The 18,034-nt window shown below is 71.9% G+C and carries 16 protein-coding genes; 1 reads left to right on the forward strand and 15 read right to left on the reverse strand.

The genetic code is table 11. From position 1 onward, the window contains the following. Positions 1–3: 3 nt before the first annotated feature. The 11 genes from murD to JAV76_RS10690 form a co-directional block, all read right to left on the reverse strand. On the reverse strand, positions 4–1,437 hold the full coding sequence (gene murD, locus JAV76_RS10640) for a UDP-N-acetylmuramoyl-L-alanine--D-glutamate ligase (protein WP_307844158.1): 1,434 nt from the start codon (positions 1,435–1,437) through the stop codon (positions 4–6). After that, positions 1,437–2,519 (reverse strand): phospho-N-acetylmuramoyl-pentapeptide-transferase, encoded by a 1,083-nt coding sequence (gene mraY, locus JAV76_RS10645; protein WP_198734035.1) that lies wholly within the window; start codon positions 2,517–2,519, stop codon positions 1,437–1,439. Before mraY ends, murD begins: the two co-directional genes overlap by 1 nt. After that, a complete protein-coding gene (locus JAV76_RS10650; RefSeq protein WP_198734036.1) occupies positions 2,516–3,913 on the reverse strand; it encodes a UDP-N-acetylmuramoyl-tripeptide--D-alanyl-D-alanine ligase in 1,398 nt (465 codons plus the stop codon). Before JAV76_RS10650 ends, mraY begins: the two co-directional genes overlap by 4 nt. Further along, positions 3,910–5,538 carry a UDP-N-acetylmuramoyl-L-alanyl-D-glutamate--2,6-diaminopimelate ligase gene (locus tag JAV76_RS10655; RefSeq protein WP_198734037.1) on the reverse strand — a complete coding sequence of 543 codons (1,629 nt, stop codon included), beginning with the start codon at positions 5,536–5,538 and terminating at the stop codon, positions 3,910–3,912. The genes JAV76_RS10650 and JAV76_RS10655 overlap by 4 nt, the downstream gene beginning before the upstream one ends. Positions 5,539–5,610: 72 nt before the next feature. Beyond that, on the reverse strand, positions 5,611–7,317 hold the full coding sequence (locus tag JAV76_RS10660) for a peptidoglycan D,D-transpeptidase FtsI family protein (protein ID WP_230402166.1): 1,707 nt from the start codon (positions 7,315–7,317) through the stop codon (positions 5,611–5,613). A gap of 587 nt (positions 7,318–7,904) precedes the next feature. Next, entirely contained in the window at positions 7,905–8,330 is a 426-nt protein-coding gene (ftsL, locus tag JAV76_RS10665) for a cell division protein FtsL (RefSeq protein WP_198734039.1), read from the reverse strand. Positions 8,331–8,332: 2 nt separating this feature from the next. After that, a complete protein-coding gene (gene rsmH, locus JAV76_RS10670) occupies positions 8,333–9,340 on the reverse strand; it encodes a 16S rRNA (cytosine(1402)-N(4))-methyltransferase RsmH (RefSeq protein WP_198734040.1) in 1,008 nt (335 codons plus the stop codon). A gap of 189 nt (positions 9,341–9,529) precedes the next feature. Continuing rightward, on the reverse strand, positions 9,530–9,964 hold the full coding sequence (mraZ, locus tag JAV76_RS10675) for a division/cell wall cluster transcriptional repressor MraZ (protein ID WP_198734129.1): 435 nt from the start codon (positions 9,962–9,964) through the stop codon (positions 9,530–9,532). Between the two features lie 433 nt (positions 9,965–10,397). Continuing rightward, the gene (locus JAV76_RS10680; protein WP_198734041.1) at positions 10,398–10,829 is read right to left on the reverse strand and encodes an SCO2097 family morphological protein; all 432 of its coding nucleotides are present in this window, start codon (positions 10,827–10,829) and stop codon (positions 10,398–10,400) included. Between the two features lie 40 nt (positions 10,830–10,869). Then, positions 10,870–12,129 carry a DNA polymerase IV gene (gene dinB / locus JAV76_RS10685; protein ID WP_198734042.1) on the reverse strand — a complete coding sequence of 420 codons (1,260 nt, stop codon included), beginning with the start codon at positions 12,127–12,129 and terminating at the stop codon, positions 10,870–10,872. Next, entirely contained in the window at positions 12,126–12,566 is a 441-nt protein-coding gene (locus tag JAV76_RS10690; RefSeq protein ID WP_198734043.1) for an SAV_6107 family HEPN domain-containing protein, read from the reverse strand. Before JAV76_RS10690 ends, dinB begins: the two co-directional genes overlap by 4 nt. Positions 12,567–12,650: 84 nt before the next feature. Here JAV76_RS10690 and JAV76_RS10695 point away from each other — a divergent pair, with 84 nt between their 5' ends. Further along, positions 12,651–13,601, forward strand: coding sequence for a spermidine synthase (locus JAV76_RS10695; RefSeq protein ID WP_198734044.1), 951 nt, complete (start codon positions 12,651–12,653; stop codon positions 13,599–13,601). Here the strand turns inward: JAV76_RS10695 and JAV76_RS10700 are convergent. The 4 genes from JAV76_RS10700 to JAV76_RS10715 all read right to left on the reverse strand — a co-directional run bounded on the left by JAV76_RS10700 (position 13,589) and on the right by JAV76_RS10715 (position 18,005). Continuing rightward, positions 13,589–14,524 carry a PAC2 family protein gene (locus JAV76_RS10700; RefSeq protein ID WP_198734045.1) on the reverse strand — a complete coding sequence of 312 codons (936 nt, stop codon included), beginning with the start codon at positions 14,522–14,524 and terminating at the stop codon, positions 13,589–13,591. The two genes, JAV76_RS10695 and JAV76_RS10700, sit on opposite strands and share 13 nt — an antisense overlap. A gap of 93 nt (positions 14,525–14,617) precedes the next feature. After that, positions 14,618–15,058: a response regulator gene (locus tag JAV76_RS10705; protein WP_307844159.1), complete on the reverse strand. Its 441-nt coding sequence runs from the start codon at positions 15,056–15,058 to the stop codon at positions 14,618–14,620. Further along, positions 15,055–16,773 (reverse strand): sensor histidine kinase, encoded by a 1,719-nt coding sequence (locus tag JAV76_RS10710; protein ID WP_307844160.1) that lies wholly within the window; start codon positions 16,771–16,773, stop codon positions 15,055–15,057. The genes JAV76_RS10705 and JAV76_RS10710 overlap by 4 nt, the downstream gene beginning before the upstream one ends. Further along, the gene (locus JAV76_RS10715) at positions 16,770–18,005 is read right to left on the reverse strand and encodes a PP2C family protein-serine/threonine phosphatase (protein ID WP_198734046.1); all 1,236 of its coding nucleotides are present in this window, start codon (positions 18,003–18,005) and stop codon (positions 16,770–16,772) included. Before JAV76_RS10715 ends, JAV76_RS10710 begins: the two co-directional genes overlap by 4 nt. Positions 18,006–18,034 lie beyond the last annotated feature (29 nt).

Genomic DNA, 18,034 nt, shown 5'->3' on the forward strand with positions numbered 1-18,034 from the left:
GCCCTACCCGCCGTGCGACGAGGTCTCGGCGACGCGACGCGCCTCCTGGGCGAAGGAGTCGCCCCGCTCCGCGTAGGACCGGAACTGGTCCATGGAGGCGCACGCGGGCGCGAGGAGGACCGTGTCGCCCGGACGGGCGAGCACGGTGGCCTGGTCGACGGCACGGCGCATCACCGTCCCAGTGTCACCAGGATCGATCTCGACGACCGGGATATCGGGGGCGTGTCGGTCCAGCGCCGCCCGCAGCCCCGCACGGTCGACGCCGATGAGCACCGCCGCCCTCAGACGGTCGGCGCGCGCGGCGACGAGCTCGTCGAAGGTGGCACCCTTGACGAGCCCTCCCGCGATCCAGACGACCGAACCCTCCGCGAACGCGCCCAACGAGGCACCGGCCGCGTGGGCGTTGGTCGCCTTCGAGTCGTCGACGAAGGTCACTCCCCCGACCGTCGCGACGGTCTCGATGCGGTGGCCGCCCGGAGCGAACGCCCGCAGCCCGTCGCGGACCGCGCTCGCCCCGACACCGTAGCCGCGGGCGAGGGCCGCCGCCGCGAGGGCGTCGGCGACCACGTGGGACGGGACCCGACCGTCCGGGCCGGCGAGGTGAACGAGGTCGTCGAGCGTCCCCAGCTCGGCGGCCGTGCCGTAGCGGGACGGGTCGTCGGGCGCGGCGTGGAACGCACGGTCGACGAGCACGCCCTCGACGACCCCGAGCTGTGACCGTCCGGGAGCCCCGAGGGTGAAGCCGACGGCGAGGGCACCCTCGACGACGTCGGCGTCGCGGACGAGGCCCTCGGTGAGGGGGTCAACCGTGTTGTAGACGCAGGCCACCTGGGCGCGGGCGAACACGCGGCCCTTCGCGGCGGCGTACTCGTCGAACGTCCCGTGCCAGTCGAGGTGGTCGGGCGCGACGTTGAGGACCGCGCCGACGAGCGCGGACATGGAGTGCGTGAAGTGCAGCTGGAAGCTCGACAGCTCGACCGCGAGGACCTCGAGGTCCGGGTCGAGCACGGCCTCCACGAGTGGCCGTCCGACGTTCCCCACCGCTGCCGCCCGGCGACCGTCGGCCGTGAGGATCGAGGCGAGCATCTCGACGGTGGTGGTCTTCCCGTTGGTGCCCGTGAGCGCGAGCCACGGCGCCGGTTCCCCTGTCGCCGCGGTCGGCACCCGAAGGTGCCAGGCGAGCTCGACCTCGCTCCACACGGGGATCCCGCGAGCGGCGGCCTCGGCGAGGGCGGGCTCCGTGGGACGCCACCCGGGCGAGGTGACGACGAGGTCCACCTCGTCGAACGGCACCGTCGACGCCTCCCGGTGGTCGGCGTCGGCCGCGGACGCGTCGAGGGTGACCACGGCCTTCGTACGCCCGCGCAGCGCGGCGACGACCGCGCGCCCGGTGACCCCGAGCCCGGTGACGAGGACGCGCGACGATCCGATGTCCACTACCCGACGACCCACTCCGCGTAGAAGATGCCCATGCCCAGGGCGACGAAGAGCCCGGCGATGATCCAGAACCGGATGACGATGGTCACCTCGCCCCACCCGGACAGCTCGAAGTGGTGGTGGAGCGGGGCCATCTTGAAGACCCGCTTGCCGGTCATCTTGAAGAACCCGATCTGGATGACGTCCGAGAGGACGACGAGGACGAACATGCCGCCGACGATCACCGCGAGCAGCTCCGTCCTCGAGAGGATGGAGAGGCCGGCGAGCGCGCCGCCGAGCGCGAGCGACCCGGTGTCTCCCATGAAGATGCGCGCAGGTGAGGCGTTCCACCAGAGGAACCCGAAGCACGCGCCGACGATGGCCGCGGCGACGATCGCGAGGTCGAGCGGGTCGCGCACCTCGTAGCAGCGGGGTCCCACCGAGCTCAGCCACTGGCAGTTCTGGTTGTACTGCCAGATGCCCATGATGACGTAGGCACCGAACACGATGAGGGACACGCCGGTCGCCAGGCCGTCGAGCCCGTCGGTGAGGTTCACGGCGTTGGACCACGCGGTGATGACGAGGTTCGCCCAGACCACGAAGAGGATGAGTCCCACGGTGACGCCGGCGAACGCGAGGTCGAGGTTCGTGTCACGGATGAACGAGATCTTCGTGGACGCCGGCGTGCGGAAGTTCGAGTTGGGGAACTGCAGCGCCAGGACCGCGAAGGAGATCCCGACGACGCCCTGCCCGACGATCTTCCACCGGGCGGACAGGCCGAGGCTCCGCTGCCTGGAGATCTTGATGTAGTCGTCGAGGAACCCGACGAGCCCCAGCCCCGTCATGAGGAAGATCACGAGGATGGCCGACGCGGACGGGATCTTGCCGCTGACGATGCTCGACACCGCCCACCCTGCGAGGGTGGCTCCGATGATGACGACCCCACCCATGGTGGGGGTGCCGCGCTTGGTGAAGTGCGCAGTGGGGCCGTCCTGCCGGATGAACTGCCCGTAGTTGCGCCGGACGAGGAGCCGGATGAACAGCGGCGTCCCGAACAGTGCGACGAGCAGCGCCACACCGGACGAGACGAGGACGGCGATCACGAGGCGACCGACCCGGCGGCGAGCTCGTCGGCGAGTCGCCACAGCCCGGAGCCGTTGGACGACTTCACGAGGACGACGTCCCCGTCACGCAGCTCGCCCGCGAGGAAGGCCGACGCCGCGGCCACGTCGGCCACCTCGACGACCTCGTCGCCCCACGATCCCTCCTGGGTGGCCCCGTCCGCGATGCCGGACGCACCCGCCCCGACCACCACGAGGAGCTTCACGTTGAGCCGCACCGCGAGGCGGCCGATCTCGTCGTGCGCCTCGCGGGCGTCCGGACCGAGCTCGAGCATCTCCCCGAGGACCGCGACGGAGCGGCGCTCCCGGCCCGCCATGACGGCGAGCGCCTTGAGCGCCGCGCGCATGGAGTCCGGGTTGGCGTTGTAGGAGTCGTCGATGACGGTCACACCGTCGGGACGGTCGGTGACCGCCATCCGGTGCGGGCTCACGGCACCCGCGGAGGCGAGGCGACGCGCCACCTCCTCGACGGGGACGCCCAGCTCGAGGGCGGCGGACGCCGTCGCGAGCGCGTTGGTCAGGTGGTGCTCCCCCACGAGGCGGAGGGACACCGGGGTCGCCGTCCCGTCGACGAGCATGGAGAAGGACACGTGGCCGCCGTCGTCCGTCCGGACGTCACGTGCCCGCACGGTCGCGTCTCGCACGGTGCCGTAGGTGACCACGCGGCCCGGTGCGACGTCACGCATCGCCACGACCCGGTGGTCGTCGGCGTTGAGGACGGCAACGCCACCGGGCGCCAGCCCGGTGACGATCTCGGACTTGGCGCGGGCGACCGACTCGATGCCTCCGAACCCACCGAGGTGCGCGCTGCCGACGACGAGGACGATCGACACGTCCGGCGGTGCGATGCCCGTGAGGTACGTGAGCTCGCCGATCGCCGCCGCACCCATCTCGAGGACGAGGAAACGGGTGGAGGGCGAGGCCTCGAGCACGGTGAGGGGAAGACCGATCTCGTTGTTGAACGAGGCCTCGGGCATGACGGTCTCCCCCGACGACGCGAGGACCTGACCGAGAAGGTCCTTCGTGGTCGTCTTGCCGACGGAACCGGTGACCGCGACCACGCGCAGGTCGCCGGCGGCCCGCAGCCTCCGCAGGTGCTCGGCGGCGAGGAGCCCCAGCGCGTGCGCGACGTCGTCGACGACCACGCACGGCACATCGTCGACCTCGCGCCCCGCGAGGACCAGCTGGGCGCCGGCCCGCACCGCGCCGACCGCGTGGTCGTGCCCGTCGGAGCGGTCCCCTGCGAGGGCCACGAAGAGCCCGCCGGGGCCCGCCTTGCGCGAGTCGATGACGACGGGCCCGTGCACCCGCCCGGGGTCGGCCGTGAGGCGCCCGCCGGTGAGGTGCGCCACCTCGGCTGCTGTCAGGTCGATCACTCGTCGCGCTCCGTCTCTCGTTGCGTACCGGACGCCCCCGCGACCGCACCGGCACGGGTGGCCCAGGCGTCGCGGACCGCGTCGCGGTCGTTGTACCGGTGGAACACCCCGGCGACCTCCTGGGTGGGCTCGTGCCCCTTCCCCGTGACGATGACGGTGTCGCCGTCACCTGCCAGCGACACACCGTACGCCACCGCGGCGGATCGTGGCGCCACCTCGTGCACCCTGTCGAGGTCCGGGCGGACGGTGCGCACCCCCTCGAGGATCGCGGCGCGGATGCTCTCCGGCGCCTCCGACCGCGGGTTCTCGTCGGTGACGACGAGGACGTCCGCGAGGCGCGCCGCGATCTCGCCCATGATCGGTCGCTTGCCGGTGTCCCTGTCGCCGTCGGACCCGAAGACGATCACGAGCCTGCCGGGCGTGATGGCGCGGACGCCGGAGAGCGCGAGCTCGAGGGCGTCGGGCGTGTGCGCGTAGTCGACGAGGACGAGCGGCCCACCGTCCTCGCGCTCGACGACCCGCTCCATGCGTCCGGGGACCGCCGCCGCGACGGCGACGCCCTGCGCCGCGTCCTCGAGCGGCACACCGGCCCGCGCTGCGACGACGAGGGCCAGCGCCGCGTTCGACACGTTGACCTCCCCGGGGAGCGGGCTGCGGCCCGTGACGCTCTGGCCGTCGGGGCCCTCGAGGACGAAGGTCGAGCCGACCCCGTCGAGCCCGACGGTCGCCGAGGTGACCCGCCAGTCGGCCGTGGCCGACGCCGGGGTCCCGGGCCGGGTGGAGAGCGTGTCGACCCGGATGGTCGCCTCGCGGGCGAGGCGTGCCCCCCACTCGTCGTCGACGCAGACGACCCCCCGGGCGGCGAGCTCGGGCGAGAAGAGCCGAGCCTTGTCCCGGTAGTACCCCTCCATGTCGCCGTGGAAGTCGAGGTGGTCGCGCTGCAGGTTGGTGAAGGCCACGACGTCGAACCGCATCCCCGCGACCCGTTGCAGCGCGAGAGCGTGCGACGAGACCTCCATGGTGAGCGCCGTCGTGCCTTCCTCGAGGGCGAGATCGAGGATGCCGTGGAGCACCGGGGCCTCGACCGTGGTCCGCGGGCTCTCGATGGACCGGTCGCCGATCCGCAGCTCGATGGTGCCCACGACGGCCGTGGTGCCGTGCATCTGGCGCAGCGCGGCGTCCACGAGGTACGTCGTGGTCGTCTTGCCGTTGGTGCCCGTCACCCCGACGGTGAGGAGCCGCTCGGCCGGGTCGTCGTAGAACCACGCGGACAGGGCACCGAGGGTCCGCCGCGCGTCGGCGGCGTCGGGCAGGACGAGGACGGGGAGGTCGGGCCCACCGTCCGCGGCGGCCTGCTCGACGATGCGCGCCCCGGCGGGATCGGTGAGGACCGCGACGGCGCCGGACTCGACCGCTGCGGCGACGTACCGCGCACCGTGGGACGTGAGGCCGGTGAGGGCGACGAAGAGGTCTCCGGGGAGGACGTCGGCGCTGCCGACGGCGAGCCCGGTGACCTCCACGTCGGCCGCAGACGGATCGCTCACCAGCGTGAACGCCGAGGCGATCGACTCGAGTGTGCGGGGGTTCCTCACGGTCGGGCGCATGCGGCCCTGCTCGGACGTCATGGGCTCAATCTATCCTGGCGAACGCGACGCTCCGTGCGCCCGCGAGCGTCCTGACCTGCGGTGTGGTGATCCTCACCACGTCGTCGGGTAGAGGTCGGGAGCGGACCCGGTGGGCTCGACCCCGAGCTGCTGGAGGGCGAAGGCCGTGACGTCGGCGAAGACGGGGGCTGCGACCTCTCCCCCGTAGATCGAGGTCTTCGGGTTCTCGATGAAGACGCCGACCGCGACGCGCGGCGCGTCGACCGGGGCCACGCCGATGAAGGACGCGAGGTGGTTGGTGAGATCACCGTTCGCGTCGGGGGTCTGCGCCGTCCCTGTCTTCCCTGCGACGCGATACCCGGAGATCGCCGCCTTGGCTCCGGTGCCGTCCGTGACGGCGGACTCCATCATCTTGAGGACCTGGTCGGCGGTGGCCTCGGACACCACCTGCTGAGGCGCAGGCAGCTCCGACGGGACGAACTCCCCGTCAGGTGCTGTGGTGCCGGCGACGAGGTGCGGCGTGGTCCGCACACCGCCGTTGGCCATCGTCGCGAAGACGCTCGTCGCCTGCAGCGCCGTGACCGACACGCTCTGCCCGAACATCACCGCGTACTCCGTGCGGCCGTCCCAGTCGTCCGCGTCCGCGAGGATCCCACGGGACTCACCGGCGAGCTCGATCCCGGTGGGCTGCCCGAAGCCGAACTTCGTCAGGTAGTCGTGGCGCACCTGCTTCGGGATGTGCTGACCGACCATGAGCGTGCCCGTGTTCGAGGACTGGGCGAGGATCCCGGTGAGCGTGAGGTTCTCGACGTCGTGGTCGTGGGAGTCCTTGAACGTCTGACCGTTGGCCGTCGTGTAGCGGTCGGGGACCTCGAACTGGTCGGTCGGCGTCGCGAGTCCCGTCTCGATGGCGGCTGCCATCGTGATGATCTTCGCGGTCGACCCCGGGTCGAAGACGTTCGAGATCGACTTGGTGCCGCCCATGCCGGACGGGTTGTTGGGATCGATCGACCCGGAGTCCGCCAGAGCGAGGACGGCCTGGGTCCTGGTGTCCAGCACCACGACGAAACCGCCCGTCCCGCCGGTCGCCTCGAGCTGTTCCGCGAGCCGCGCCTCCGCCATCCACTGGAGGTCCGTGTCGGTCGTGACCTGCACGTCGCTCCCCGGGACGGCAGGGACCGTCGACTGCTCCCCGGACGGGATCACGTGCCCCTTCTTTCCCCGCTCGTACGTCGTGCTGCCCGCGGAACCCGCGAGGAGGTCGTCGAGAGAGGCTTCGAGCCCGGCCTGACCGGACCCCTCGTTCCCGACGAATCCCACGAGGTTGCCCCCCGTCGTGCCTGCCGGGTAGGTGCGCTTGAGGAACGTCTCCGCGCTGATCCCGCCAATGTTCAGGGCGCGGACCGCGTCCCAGGTCTCGGGTGGGACGTCGAGCTTGAGACGCTTGTACCGCCGTTCCCCGTCCATCATCGCCGCGAGCTCCGCCTCCGGGATCCCGAGGACCGGCGCGAGGAGGCGCGCGGCCTCCGTCGGACCGCCCAGGACGGTGCCGTCGACCGAGTGCTTCCAGGTGGCGATGGCCACCGGGTCCGCGATGATGTGGTGCCGCGTCACCGAGGTCGCGAGGACCTCACCGTTGACGTCGACGATCTCCCCGCGCACGGCGGGGATCTCGACCGTGTCCGTGCGCATGGTGCGGGCGTCCGCAGCCAGGGCCTCGGCCTCGAAACCCTGGACGTACACGAGGCGCCCGGAAAAGAGGGTGAGGACCAGCAGCGCGATGACCGACAGCACCTGCATGCGGCGGGACGAGTCCGGCAGGGCGGCGGTACGCCGGGGCCGGGTCGGACGACGACGCCCACGGGGCGTGCCGTCGACGGTTCGCGGGGTGCGTAGCCGCGTTCGTGCGGGAGCGCTGGGTGCCCCGCGTCTCACGACTGCCCGGTCCGTGGCGGGGCGCGGGGACCGCGCGGACCCCTGCCTGGTCGACGACGTCGAGGCCGAGGTGCGGGGCCGGTCCGCTCCGGCACGGGACCTCGGGTTCCGAGCGGGCTCGGGAGCGGTCTGCCGGGCCGCTCCTCGCGTCTGCCGCTGCCCGGTCGCCCCGGTGCTCCCGGCCGCGCTCGTCGAACCCTTCGCGCGTGGGGCCCGCCGCGACGGGTCTCCTCCACGTGCCGTCGCACCGGAACGCGGCGCAGGGCTCTTCGCTGCGGAACCACTGCTCCGTGGACGCTCACCCCGGCCGGTGTCAGCCGTACGGCCGGTCGACCCGCGTCCACCGTCCGTGCCGGTCGGTCGACCCGGGCGGGGCGAGCGACCCGAGCGGGGCGAGCGACCCCGGCCCGACGCGCCGTCGGACGGCGCCCCGTCCCGAGGTGGACGCGCCGTCATCCTGCTGCTCCTGCACCACCCGCACCGCCGTGGATCGTCTGGTCGGACAGGCTGAGGATGCCCGGGTTTGCGAACTGCACCATCCCGAGCTCCTGGGCGCGGCCGGCGAGCGCCTGAGGTGATGTCCGCTCGTCGAGCTGGGCCTTGAGGTTGTCGGACACCTCGGCCTGCTGGGCGAGCTCACGCTGCAGGCTCGCCGCCTCGTAGGAGCCGTCGGCCATGGCGGTGTTGAGCACGAGGGTCCCGAGGAGGGCCGCCCCGAGGATGGCCATGCACAGGAGCACGAAGGGGGCACGGCTCCGCGCCTGCTCCGGTGCCTGGACGAGCCGGAGGCGCGGCGGTGCCGTGGTGGGTCGCCCTGCCGGCAGCGTCCCCCCGGGGACGGGAAGAACACGTGCAGCACTGGACTGTGCAGAACTCATGATCAGCGCTCCATCCGATTCTTCATGTGGTGTGGTGTGGGTCGAAGACGCTCGGCCGCGCGGAGACGGACCGAGGCAGAACGGGGATTGAGCTCGAGCTCGCGCTCGTCGGCCTCCTCGGCCCCTCGTGTGAGGAGCCGCAGGTAGGGACGATGGGTCTCGGGCTCGACCGGGAGATCGGGCGGTGCGCTGGAGGTCGCGCCACGGGCGAGCTCGCGCTTCGTGAGGCGGTCCTCGAGGGAGTGGTACGACTCCACGACGATCCGTCCGCCCACGGACAACGCCTCCACGGCGGCGGGGAGGGCGCGCTCGAGGACCTCGAGCTCCCCGTTGACCTCGATCCGCAGCGCCTGGAAGGTGCGCTTCGCAGGATTGCCACCGGTCTTGCGAGTCGCCGCCGGGATGCAGGCGCGGACCAGGTCGACGAGCTCCGCGGACCTGGTCCACGGACGCTCGGCGCGACGGGCGACGACGGACCGGGCGATCTTCGACGCGAAGCGCTCCTCGCCGTACTCGCGCAGGATCCGCGAGATGGCGCGCTCGTCGTACGTGTTGAGGACGACCGCGGCCGTGAGGTCCGCGGTCGGGTCCATCCGCATGTCCAGCGGCGCGTCGTGCGCGTAGGAGAAGCCCCGCTCGCGCTCGTCGATCTGCAAGGAGGACACCCCGAGGTCCATGAGGATCCCGTCGACGCCCTCGAGCCCGAGCTCGACCAGCACCTCGGGGATCTCGTCGTAGACGGCGTGGACCCCCGTGAAACGAGCACCGAAGGGCGCCAGGCGCTCACCGGCGAGGCGCAACGCCTCCGGGTCGCGGTCGATACCGATCGCCCGCACCTCGGGGAAGCGTGCGAGGACCGCCTCGGTGTGCCCGCCCATACCGAGCGTGCAGTCGAGGTAGACGGCACCGGGACGCTCGAGCGCCGGGGCGAGCAGGTCCACGCAACGGTCCCGCAGGACGGGGACGTGACGGTCGGCGGCCTGCTGCTCCGTCCGCTGGTCGTGGTCCATCGCGTCCCTCCTTCCTTCTCGTCGTTCTCGGTGCGACGGTCGTCGCGGGTGCTGCGCGGGTGCTTCAGGGCCTCTCGAGCTCGGGGAGCGGGACCGGTGGCCACCAGATCAGGTCTCCCTCCGCGACCCTCTGACGCCGGGGAAGTGCGTCAGAACGGGCGGGAGGAGGCCTCATCGTGCGGCCGCCGGTCAGAACCTGAGGTTCGGGAGGACCTCCTCCGCCGTGTCGGCGTAGCCGGACTCCTGCTCCGCGAGGTAGGTGCTCCAGGCCTGGGCGTCCCAGATCTCCACGCGGGTCCCGGCCCCGATCACCGCGACGTCACGGTCGAGCCCCGCGTACTCGCGCAGCGGGCCAGGGATGGAGACTCTCCCCTGCTTGTCGGGCACCTCGTCGCTCGCACCGGAGAGGAACACCCGCAGGTAGTCGCGCGCCTGCTTGCTCGTCACCGGCGCCTGGCGGATCTGCTCGTACATCCGACGGAACTCGTCCATCGGCAGGAGGAACAGGCACCTCTCCTGGCCCCGGGTCATGACGAGTCCCGGCGCGAGCTGCGACCGGAACTTGGCGGGGAGGATGAGACGACCTTTCTCGTCGAGGCGGGGGGTGTACGTACCCAGCAGCAGGCTCGGAGATCCACCGAACAGCTCGCTCACTGTCGGCACCTCTCCTTCTTGCTCCAGGTGGCTCCACGCTACTCCACTTCCCTCCACCTGGCCTGGCAAAACACAGAAACTTCACCCAGAGACCCGCAAACCCGCAGGTCATACCGGTGGAGCGTCGTGGAGGGTTCTCCGACGCGTGTAGGCGCGCTCACGGGTCGCGGGGGGCGGGCTCCACCGACAGGGGCGCACAGAGGCCGCGCGACGGGACGAACCGTGCGCGCCGGCGGTGCTCAGGGCCGCTGCGGAGGTCGCTCAGGCGCCCGACGGAGCATCGGTGGAGGGAAGTGGAGGATGACTTGTCCCGCGCTCGCGACCGCGGGACCACAACCGGGTACGACGAGAGGGCCGGACGTCGTCGTCCGGCCCTCTCGTCGTGATGTCTCGCTGTGTTCGGCTACTCGCCTCGCCGACGCCTGTCCCAGCGTTCCTCGAGGCGTTCCATGAAGCTCCCCCGGGACGAGGCCGCTCCCCGGCGCGGGCCCTGTCCGCCGCCTCCCCGTCGCCCCGTCGGACGACGGATCGCCCCGTCCGCGGAGACGGTCCCGATCGGGCCCGTCACGACCTGGCGTCGAGCCGGCTGCGCCAGGGCGTACGTCACCGCGGAGAACATGATGACGAAGCCCACCACGCCCACCCAGGGAACGGATTGTGCCACTCCCACGACGAGCGCGAGCAGACCGACGACCAGACCGACGCCGGCGACGACGTATCGGGTACCGGACCTCGGAGCCGTCGACTTCAGCGTCGTGGCGAGGCGCGGGTCGTCAGACGTGAGCTCTCGCTCCATCTGTTCCAGAACACGCTGTTCGTATTCGGACAGAGGCATCTCTACCCCCGCACTCTCGTCAGTCGGACCATGTCACTAGTCAGGATAGTTCTAGATCTCGTGCGGCGGTAGTCGACGGGACGACCGTCCGCGCGGAGACTATGGCAGACCGCCCGAAACGTCTCCGGACCTGGTCCATGGCCGCCTCCGCCAGACGTTGCTGCTCGCTGCCGCCGCTCACCGCGTCCTCGAGGGTGGGCTGCAGGACAGCGACCTCCCGCGCGACCAGCCCCTCGGCCCGGACACCGACGAGACGCACGGGCAGGCCCCTCAGGTCGGCGCCCGCGACGAGCTCGCGGGCGACCAGGAAGATCTCGCGCCCGCTGTCGGTGGGCGAGACGAGCGACCTCGACCGGGACAGCGTGCGGAAGTCGCTCGTCCGCACCTTGACGCTCACGGTCAGCGCAAGGTGCCCCTGCTCGCGCAGGCGACCGGCACAACGGTCCGAGAGCTCGAGGACCTTTCCCTCCACCACGGACGGGTCGCGCTCGTCCGTGGCGAACGTCGTCTCGGCGCCCACGCTCTTCTCCCGCCGAACGGGCTCCACGGGCCTCGCGTCGCGACCCCACGCGAGGTCCATGAGGTGCGCTCCGGCCGCCGCACCGACCGCCTGACGCAGCACCGCCGGATCGGTGGCCGACAGCTGCGCGACGGTCTCGATGCCCCACCGGGCGAGGTTCGCCTCGGTCTTCTCGCCCACACCCCACAGGGCCCCCACCGGGAGCGAGTGCAGGAACGGGACGGTCGCGTCCCGGGGGACGAGCATCATCCCGTCAGGCTTGGCGTGCGTGGACGCGAGCTTGGCGACGAACTTCGAGGACGCTACGCCGACGGAGCACGAGAGGCCGAGCTGGCGCCGGACGCGGTCCCGGATCTTCTCCGCGATCTCCACCGGGCGCCCGAGGCGACGTCGTGCTCCCGCGACGTCCAGGAAGGCCTCGTCGACGCTGATCGGCTCCACGAGCGTCGTCACCTCGCGGAGGATCCCCATGACCTCGGCGGAGACGGCGCGGTACGTCGCCTGGTCCGGAGGCACGTAGACCGCCTGCGGGCAGAGCCTCCTCGCGACGGCCACCGGCATCGCCGACCGCACACCGAAGGCCCGGGCCTCGTAGGTGGCCGCGAGGACGACCGCCCGGTCCGAGCCCGCCACGACCACCGGTCTCCCTGCGAGGTGAGGACGACGTGCCACCTCGACCGACGCGAAGAACGCGTCCATGTCGACGTGCAGGATCGGGCAGCCCGAGTCGTCCTCGCCCCAGGATCGCCGGGCCGCACCCGACCGTGGTCCACGGCTCACGAGACCCACGACCGACCGGGCGACAGCCGGCCGGCACCGGTCCCGAGCAGCTCGACGACCTCGTCCCGGAAGCGCTCCGCGGCCGACTCCCACGCTCTGGCGAGCGCGACGTCGACGTCGTGGCCGCGGCCGGTCTCGACGGCGCTGCGCGTGGACGCACCCGACGCGAAGTACGCGGCGGACGACGCAAGCTCGGGAACCGCTGCCGACAACCTCTCCCAGGCGCTCCGGGGACGCCCCCGAGGCGCAGGCGAACCCGTCGCGGCGAGGACCGCCCCGGCCAACCGCAGCGCGGCGAGGTGCGCGTGGAGGAACCCCTCCCCCGGCTCGGACGCGGCACGGGCGAGATCGAGCTCGCGATCCGCGCGCTCGAGGAGGATCCTCACGTCCGGACCCAGCACCAGGTGAACCGTTCGCACGGCCGTCGCTGTCGTCATCTCGCCACCTCCTCCCCACAAGTCTCGAACAGGTGTTCGATCACTGTCAAGCGATTCCTCGTCGACGGCGCCTAGGCTTGGCCCATGTCCCGCCGATCACGACGATCCTCCTCCGAGCCACCGACACCCTCTCTCGCCGGCCGGCAGACGCTCCCGACCGGTGAGCTGACCACGGACTCCGGGCGCGTCGAGCTCGTGCCGGACCGGGACGATCCCGACGCGTTCACCCTCATGGTGAACGGCGTCCCCAGCTCGTTCGTCGACCTCGGCGACCCGACGAACGTCGGGTTCGAGTACATGGAGATCATGTGCGCCGTCATCGCGACCGTGCCTCCCGGTCCTCTCGACGTGGTCCACCTCGGGGCGGCCGGCTGCGGCATGGCCCGCGCCCTCGAGGCCCTGCGCCCCGGCTCCCGGCAGATCGGCGTGGACGTCGACGGGAGCCTCCTCGAGCTCGTACGGCGGTGGTTCGACCTCCCCCGCTCACCACGGCTGCGCCTGCGGGCCGGCGACGCCCGGACACAGCTCGCGACCCTGCCCAGCGGCAGCCAGGACGTCGTCGTCCGGGACGTCTTCGCCGGGGACACGACACCCGGGCACCTCGTGACCGCGGAGTTCACCGCCGACGTGCTGCGTGTCCTGCGTCCCGGCGGCCTCTACCTCGTGAACTGCGCCGACCGCCCACCGCTCACCTCTGCTCGGGCGGAGGTGGCCACCCTGCGAACCGCCCTGACCCACGTCACGGACCGGGCGCCGACGCACCCCGGGCAGATCGCGGTGATCTCCGAGCCCGCGCTCCTCAAGGGTCGCCGCTACGGCAACCTCGTCCTCGCCGCGGTCGCTCCCTCCACGGACGCGGGGAGCGCCCGGAGCGCCGACCTCACGTCGAGCTCTCTCGCGCGGGCCCTCAGGAGCCTCGCAGTTCCTGCCAGCCTCCTGCAGGACGACGAGCTCGCGCGGTTCGTCGGGCAGGCACCGGTGCTCCACGACGTCGGGACGACACCGTCCGGCCGGCGCGACGGTCAGCCGGGCTGACCGTCGCCACGCTGCGAGAGGAAGCGCTCGAACTCCGCGCCGAGCTCCTCGGCCGTCGGGATGGGCACAGCGTCCGCGAGGAGGTTCTCCCGCTCCGAGGACCTGACGAACGCGTCGTACTGCTCCTCCAGCCCTCGGACCACCTCGGCGACCTCGACGGACTCCCGGACCTGGCGGGCCACCTCGTCGCGCGCCTCCTCCGCGGCTCCCTCGAGGCCCCCGGTCCGGAGGTCGAGGCCGGTGACGCTCTCGACCTGCGTGAGCGCCACGACTGCTGCGGGCGGGTACGAGGACTGCGCCAGGTAGTGCGGCACGTGGACCGCGAAGCCGAGCGCGTCGTGCCCACGCTCACCGAGCCGAAACTCCAGGAGGTTCGCGACGCTCGCAGGCACGGTGACCCGGCCGAACCACGGTGCGGTCACCCCGAGGAGCGAGTCGGTGGTCGCGTGGGACGTCACCGACAGCCCGCGCGTGTGCGGGACGCCCATCGGGATGCCGTAGGTCCCCACGGTGAGGGACACACGGAACCTCTCGACCAGCGACGCGACGGCGAGGACGAACCGCTCCCACTGGACGTCGGGCTCGCTGCCGTGCAGGACGAGGAATGCCGTACCCTCGCCGTCCCTCGCGAGGTCGACCGCGAGCACCGGAGCGTTGTACTCCGCCCAGGTGCTCGCGTCGAAGACCATCGTGGGGCGCTTGGACCGGTAGTCGACCAGCTGGTCGACGTCGAAGGTCACGAGGCGGCGAGGCTCCGCCGTGCCGAGGACGTGCTCGACGGCGACCTGTCCGACGTTCCCGGCATCGACGAACCCCCGCAGCGCGTTGATGAGGACCGGCCCGGTGGCACCCTCGGTCGCCGCGGCGACCAGCTCTGCCTCCACCTGTGGGTCGATCTCGTAGATGTCGCGAGGGTCAAGCACCTGATACCTCCTGTCGGTGGGACGGGACCGTGCCCGTGCCCACGTCGGCCGATGGTCAGATGAACGTCGTGGCCCCCGATTATCTTCCCGTGGTCAGCGGGAGGGCAGCCGGACGACCGACACGAAGAAGTCGTCGATCTGGCGCACGACGTCGATGAAGCGGTCGAAGTCGACCGGCTTGGTGACGAACGCGTTGGCGTACAGGGAGTAGCTCCGGACCACGTCCTCCTCCGCCTCCGAGGTCGTGAGGACGACCACGGGGATCTTGCGCAGCTCCTCGTCGGCCTTGAGGGCCGCGAGGACCTCGCGGCCGTCCATCCGCGGGAGGTTGAGGTCGAGGAGCACGAGGTCCGGGGTGGGGACGTCCGCGTACTGCCCCTCCTTGCGGAGGTACTCGAGGGCGCTCACGCCGTCGTTGACGACGGAGAGCCGGTTCGCGACCTTGTTGTGCTCGAAGGCCTCCTGCGTCATGAGCACGTCACCCGGGTCGTCCTCGACCAGGAGGACTTCGATGATCGTCGTGGGGTCGTTCACTGGCGCTCCTTGTGGTCCGCGGCGGGACCGCTGCTCCGGGAAGCCTCCCGGTCCTCGACACGTGCTGTGTCCGTCGTCGAGGATAGCGCCACACCCGTGCCGCTGGGGCCGACGACGTCCCACCCCGCGGGCTCAGCGTCCTCCCTGGTCGTGTCGATGACGTCAGGGATCGTCCAGCGCACCGTCGTGCCCGGGTGGTCCGGGTCGGGCGGGTCGATCCCGATGGTCCCGCCGTGGAACTCGACGATCTTCTTGCACAGGGCCAGACCGATCCCCGTGCCCTCGTACACGTCCTTCGGATGGAGCCGCTGGAAGATGACGAAGACCCGCTCCGCGTACTGCGGGTCCACGCCGATCCCGTTGTCGCGGCACCACAGCTCCCACCCACCGTCGTAGCGCGCCGCACCGACCACGACCTCCGGGTCGCGGTCCGGGTCGCGGAACTTGATGGCGTTGCCGACGAGGTTCTGGAACAGCTGCACCAGGAGGCTCCGGTGACCGACCACGGTCGGGAGCCCACCCATCCGGACCACCGCCCCGGTCGCCTCGACGGTGGACTCGAGGTTGGACAGCGCCGCCGAGCCCGCCTCGTCGAGATCGACGGGCGCGGGGTCCTCCAGCGACCGACCGACGCGGGAAAAACCGAGCAGGTCCTGGATGAGACGCTGCATGCGCTTGGCGCCGTCGACGGCGAACTCGATGTACTGGTCGGCCCGGTCGTCGAGCTGTCCTCCGTACCGCTTCTGGAGCAGCTGCGTGAAGCTCGCGACCTTGCGGAGCGGCTCCTGGAGGTCGTGGGACGCGACGTAGGCGAACTGCTCGAGGTCCCGGTTCGACCTGCGCAGCTCCTCGGCCTGCTCGGTCACCTGCCTGTGCGCCTCCGCGATCTCCGCCCGGGACGCCGAGACGGTCGCCATCTCCTCGACGAGGGACACCCTCATCGACTCGACCGCGGCCGAGAGGGCTGCGATCTCCCCGGGCCCTGCCACGGAGACCTCCTGGTGGAGAGCGCCCCGGCTCACCGCCTGCGCCTTCTCCGAGAGGGCGGCCAGCGGGCCGAGGACCCGGCGGCGCAGGGTCGACCAGACGAGACCGGCTCCTGCGAGCGAGGCGACGGCGAGCGCGACGACGGCCAGGAAGAGCGTCCGGGTCCACGTCGCGAGCTCGTCGGCGGACTGCTCTCGGTCGGCGGCGAGGCGGTCGACGAGCCCGTCGACCGCGACGTCGGCCTCGGCGCGCAGGTCCCCTCCCGTCCTGCGGAGCTCCACGGGGAGCGTGCTCTCTCCCGTGGCCGCGGTGTGCTCGACCGCTGGGAGTGCGAAGCCGTCGCGCCATGCCCGGACGGCGTCGAGAGCCTCGTCCGCCCGCACCACCTGGGCGGAGTCCTCGCCGAAGGCCTCGGACAGCCGGGTCCGCGACGCCTCGGCCGGCCGGAGGTCCCACGTCTCGAGCCCGGTGAGGGCGCCGTCGTAGCCGCTCGCCACGAAGGCCTCGACGGACGTGCCGGCGTCCTCGAGGTCCGTGGACAGCCTCTCGGCGCGCACGATGGCGTCGAAGTACACGTCGGTGACGTCGGACTGGTGCCTCACGACCTCGACGAGCGAGTACGCGGCGCCCCCGACGACGACGAGGAGCACCCCGCCGGCGACGCCGAGCATCACACCAAGCCTGTGCCTCAGCGTCTCCGGCGCGGGCGTCCCGCTGGTCTCCGTCACGTCCACTCCTCCGAGTCCGCCAGCGTCGCGGAACGTTCGCCCGCACCGTCGTGCACCGTACCCGGCCATCCCAGGACGAGGACGGCAGCATCGTCCTCGAGACGACCGCCGTGCGCCCCTCGCACCTCCCGCAGGAGCCGTCCGACGAGATCGGTGGTCCCTCCGCGGAACGCCGACGCCGAGGCCTCCAGGAGCCCTGCGGTCCCGAGCCTCGGGCGCGGGGTCCGCCCACGCACGGCCGGGACCTCGGTCGGTGCGTCCACGGTGGCCTCCACGAGGCCGTCCGTGTAGATCATCAGCCACCACTCGTCGCCCAGCCCGACACGCTGCGGGTTCCAGGCGGACTCCACCGGTATGCCCAGGGCCTTGCCCCGGGCGGTGGGCTCGACGAGCGTGCTCGGCGTCCCGAGGAGGATCGGGGCGGGGTGCCCGGCGAGATAGATGTCGGCGGTGGCCCGTGCCGGGTGGACGACCACCTGGCACAGCGTCGTGAAGGTCTCCTGCCGCGAGCGCTCGTGGACGAGCACCCGCTCCACCAGCCCGAGGATGTCGGACGGTTCCGTCCCCGCGAGCACCAGGGTGCGCCAGGCCGTCCTGAGCGTCGCACCCAGGGCGGCCTCGTCCGGTCCGTGCCCTGCGACGTCCCCGACGACGCACAGCACCGAACCGTCAGGACGCTCGACCACGTCGTAGAAGTCGCCACCGAGGAGTCCGTTGCCTCCGGGGAGATAGCCGACGTGGACCGCGAGCCGGTCGTCGACCACGGCCGGCGACGGAAGGAGCGCGCGCTCGAGGCGCGCCGTCTCCTCCGCACGGACCGCGTTGCGGTAGAGCGCGCGCTCCTGCACCTCCGAGCGGCGACGCTCCACGGCGTAGAGCACCGAGCGAGCGAGGAGCCGCCCGTCGACGTCGTCCTTGACGAGGTAGTCCTGGGCGCCGGCCGCGACGGCGGGCAGGGCCGCGGCGCCGTCGCTCAGCCCGGTGAGGACCACGAGCGCCGGCGCGCCGGGAGTCCCCTGAACCCGCTCGACCCCCGAGAGACCGACCGAGTCCGGCAGACCGAGGTCGAGGAGGACGCAGTCGACGTCGAGCATGGTGAGCGCCTCGTCGACGGACCGCGCGCGCCGCAGCTCGACGAGGAGCCCGGAGTCCTCGAAGAGCTCGTCCACGAGCAGCGCGTCCCCGTCGTCGTCCTCCACGAGGAGGACGCGGAGACCTGCGTCCTGGCTCATCGGGCTCACCCTGGTCCTTCCCTCGGCGT

This window comes from Sanguibacter suaedae, from assembly GCF_016342785.1.
GTDB lineage: Bacteria > Actinomycetota > Actinomycetes > Actinomycetales > Cellulomonadaceae > Sanguibacter > Sanguibacter suaedae.

Bases quoted from the DNA above. Each gene is read 5' to 3' on its own strand.
- JAV76_RS10655 (WP_198734037.1), bottom strand. From the start codon at position 5,538: ATGACGTCCGAGCAGGGCCGCATGCGCCCGACCGTGAGGAACCCCCGC.
- JAV76_RS10715 (WP_198734046.1), bottom strand. From the start codon at position 18,005: ATGAGCCAGGACGCAGGTCTCCGCGTCCTCCTCGTGGAGGACGACGAC.
- JAV76_RS10660 (WP_230402166.1), bottom strand. From the start codon at position 7,317: ATGCAGGTGCTGTCGGTCATCGCGCTGCTGGTCCTCACCCTCTTTTCC.
- JAV76_RS10695 (WP_198734044.1), top strand. From the start codon at position 12,651: ATGTCCCGCCGATCACGACGATCCTCCTCCGAGCCACCGACACCCTCT.
- JAV76_RS10680 (WP_198734041.1), bottom strand. From the start codon at position 10,829: ATGCCTCTGTCCGAATACGAACAGCGTGTTCTGGAACAGATGGAGCGA.
- ftsL (WP_198734039.1), bottom strand. From the start codon at position 8,330: ATGAGTTCTGCACAGTCCAGTGCTGCACGTGTTCTTCCCGTCCCCGGG.
- rsmH (WP_198734040.1), bottom strand. From the start codon at position 9,340: ATGGACCACGACCAGCGGACGGAGCAGCAGGCCGCCGACCGTCACGTC.
- JAV76_RS10690 (WP_198734043.1), bottom strand. From the start codon at position 12,566: ATGACGACAGCGACGGCCGTGCGAACGGTTCACCTGGTGCTGGGTCCG.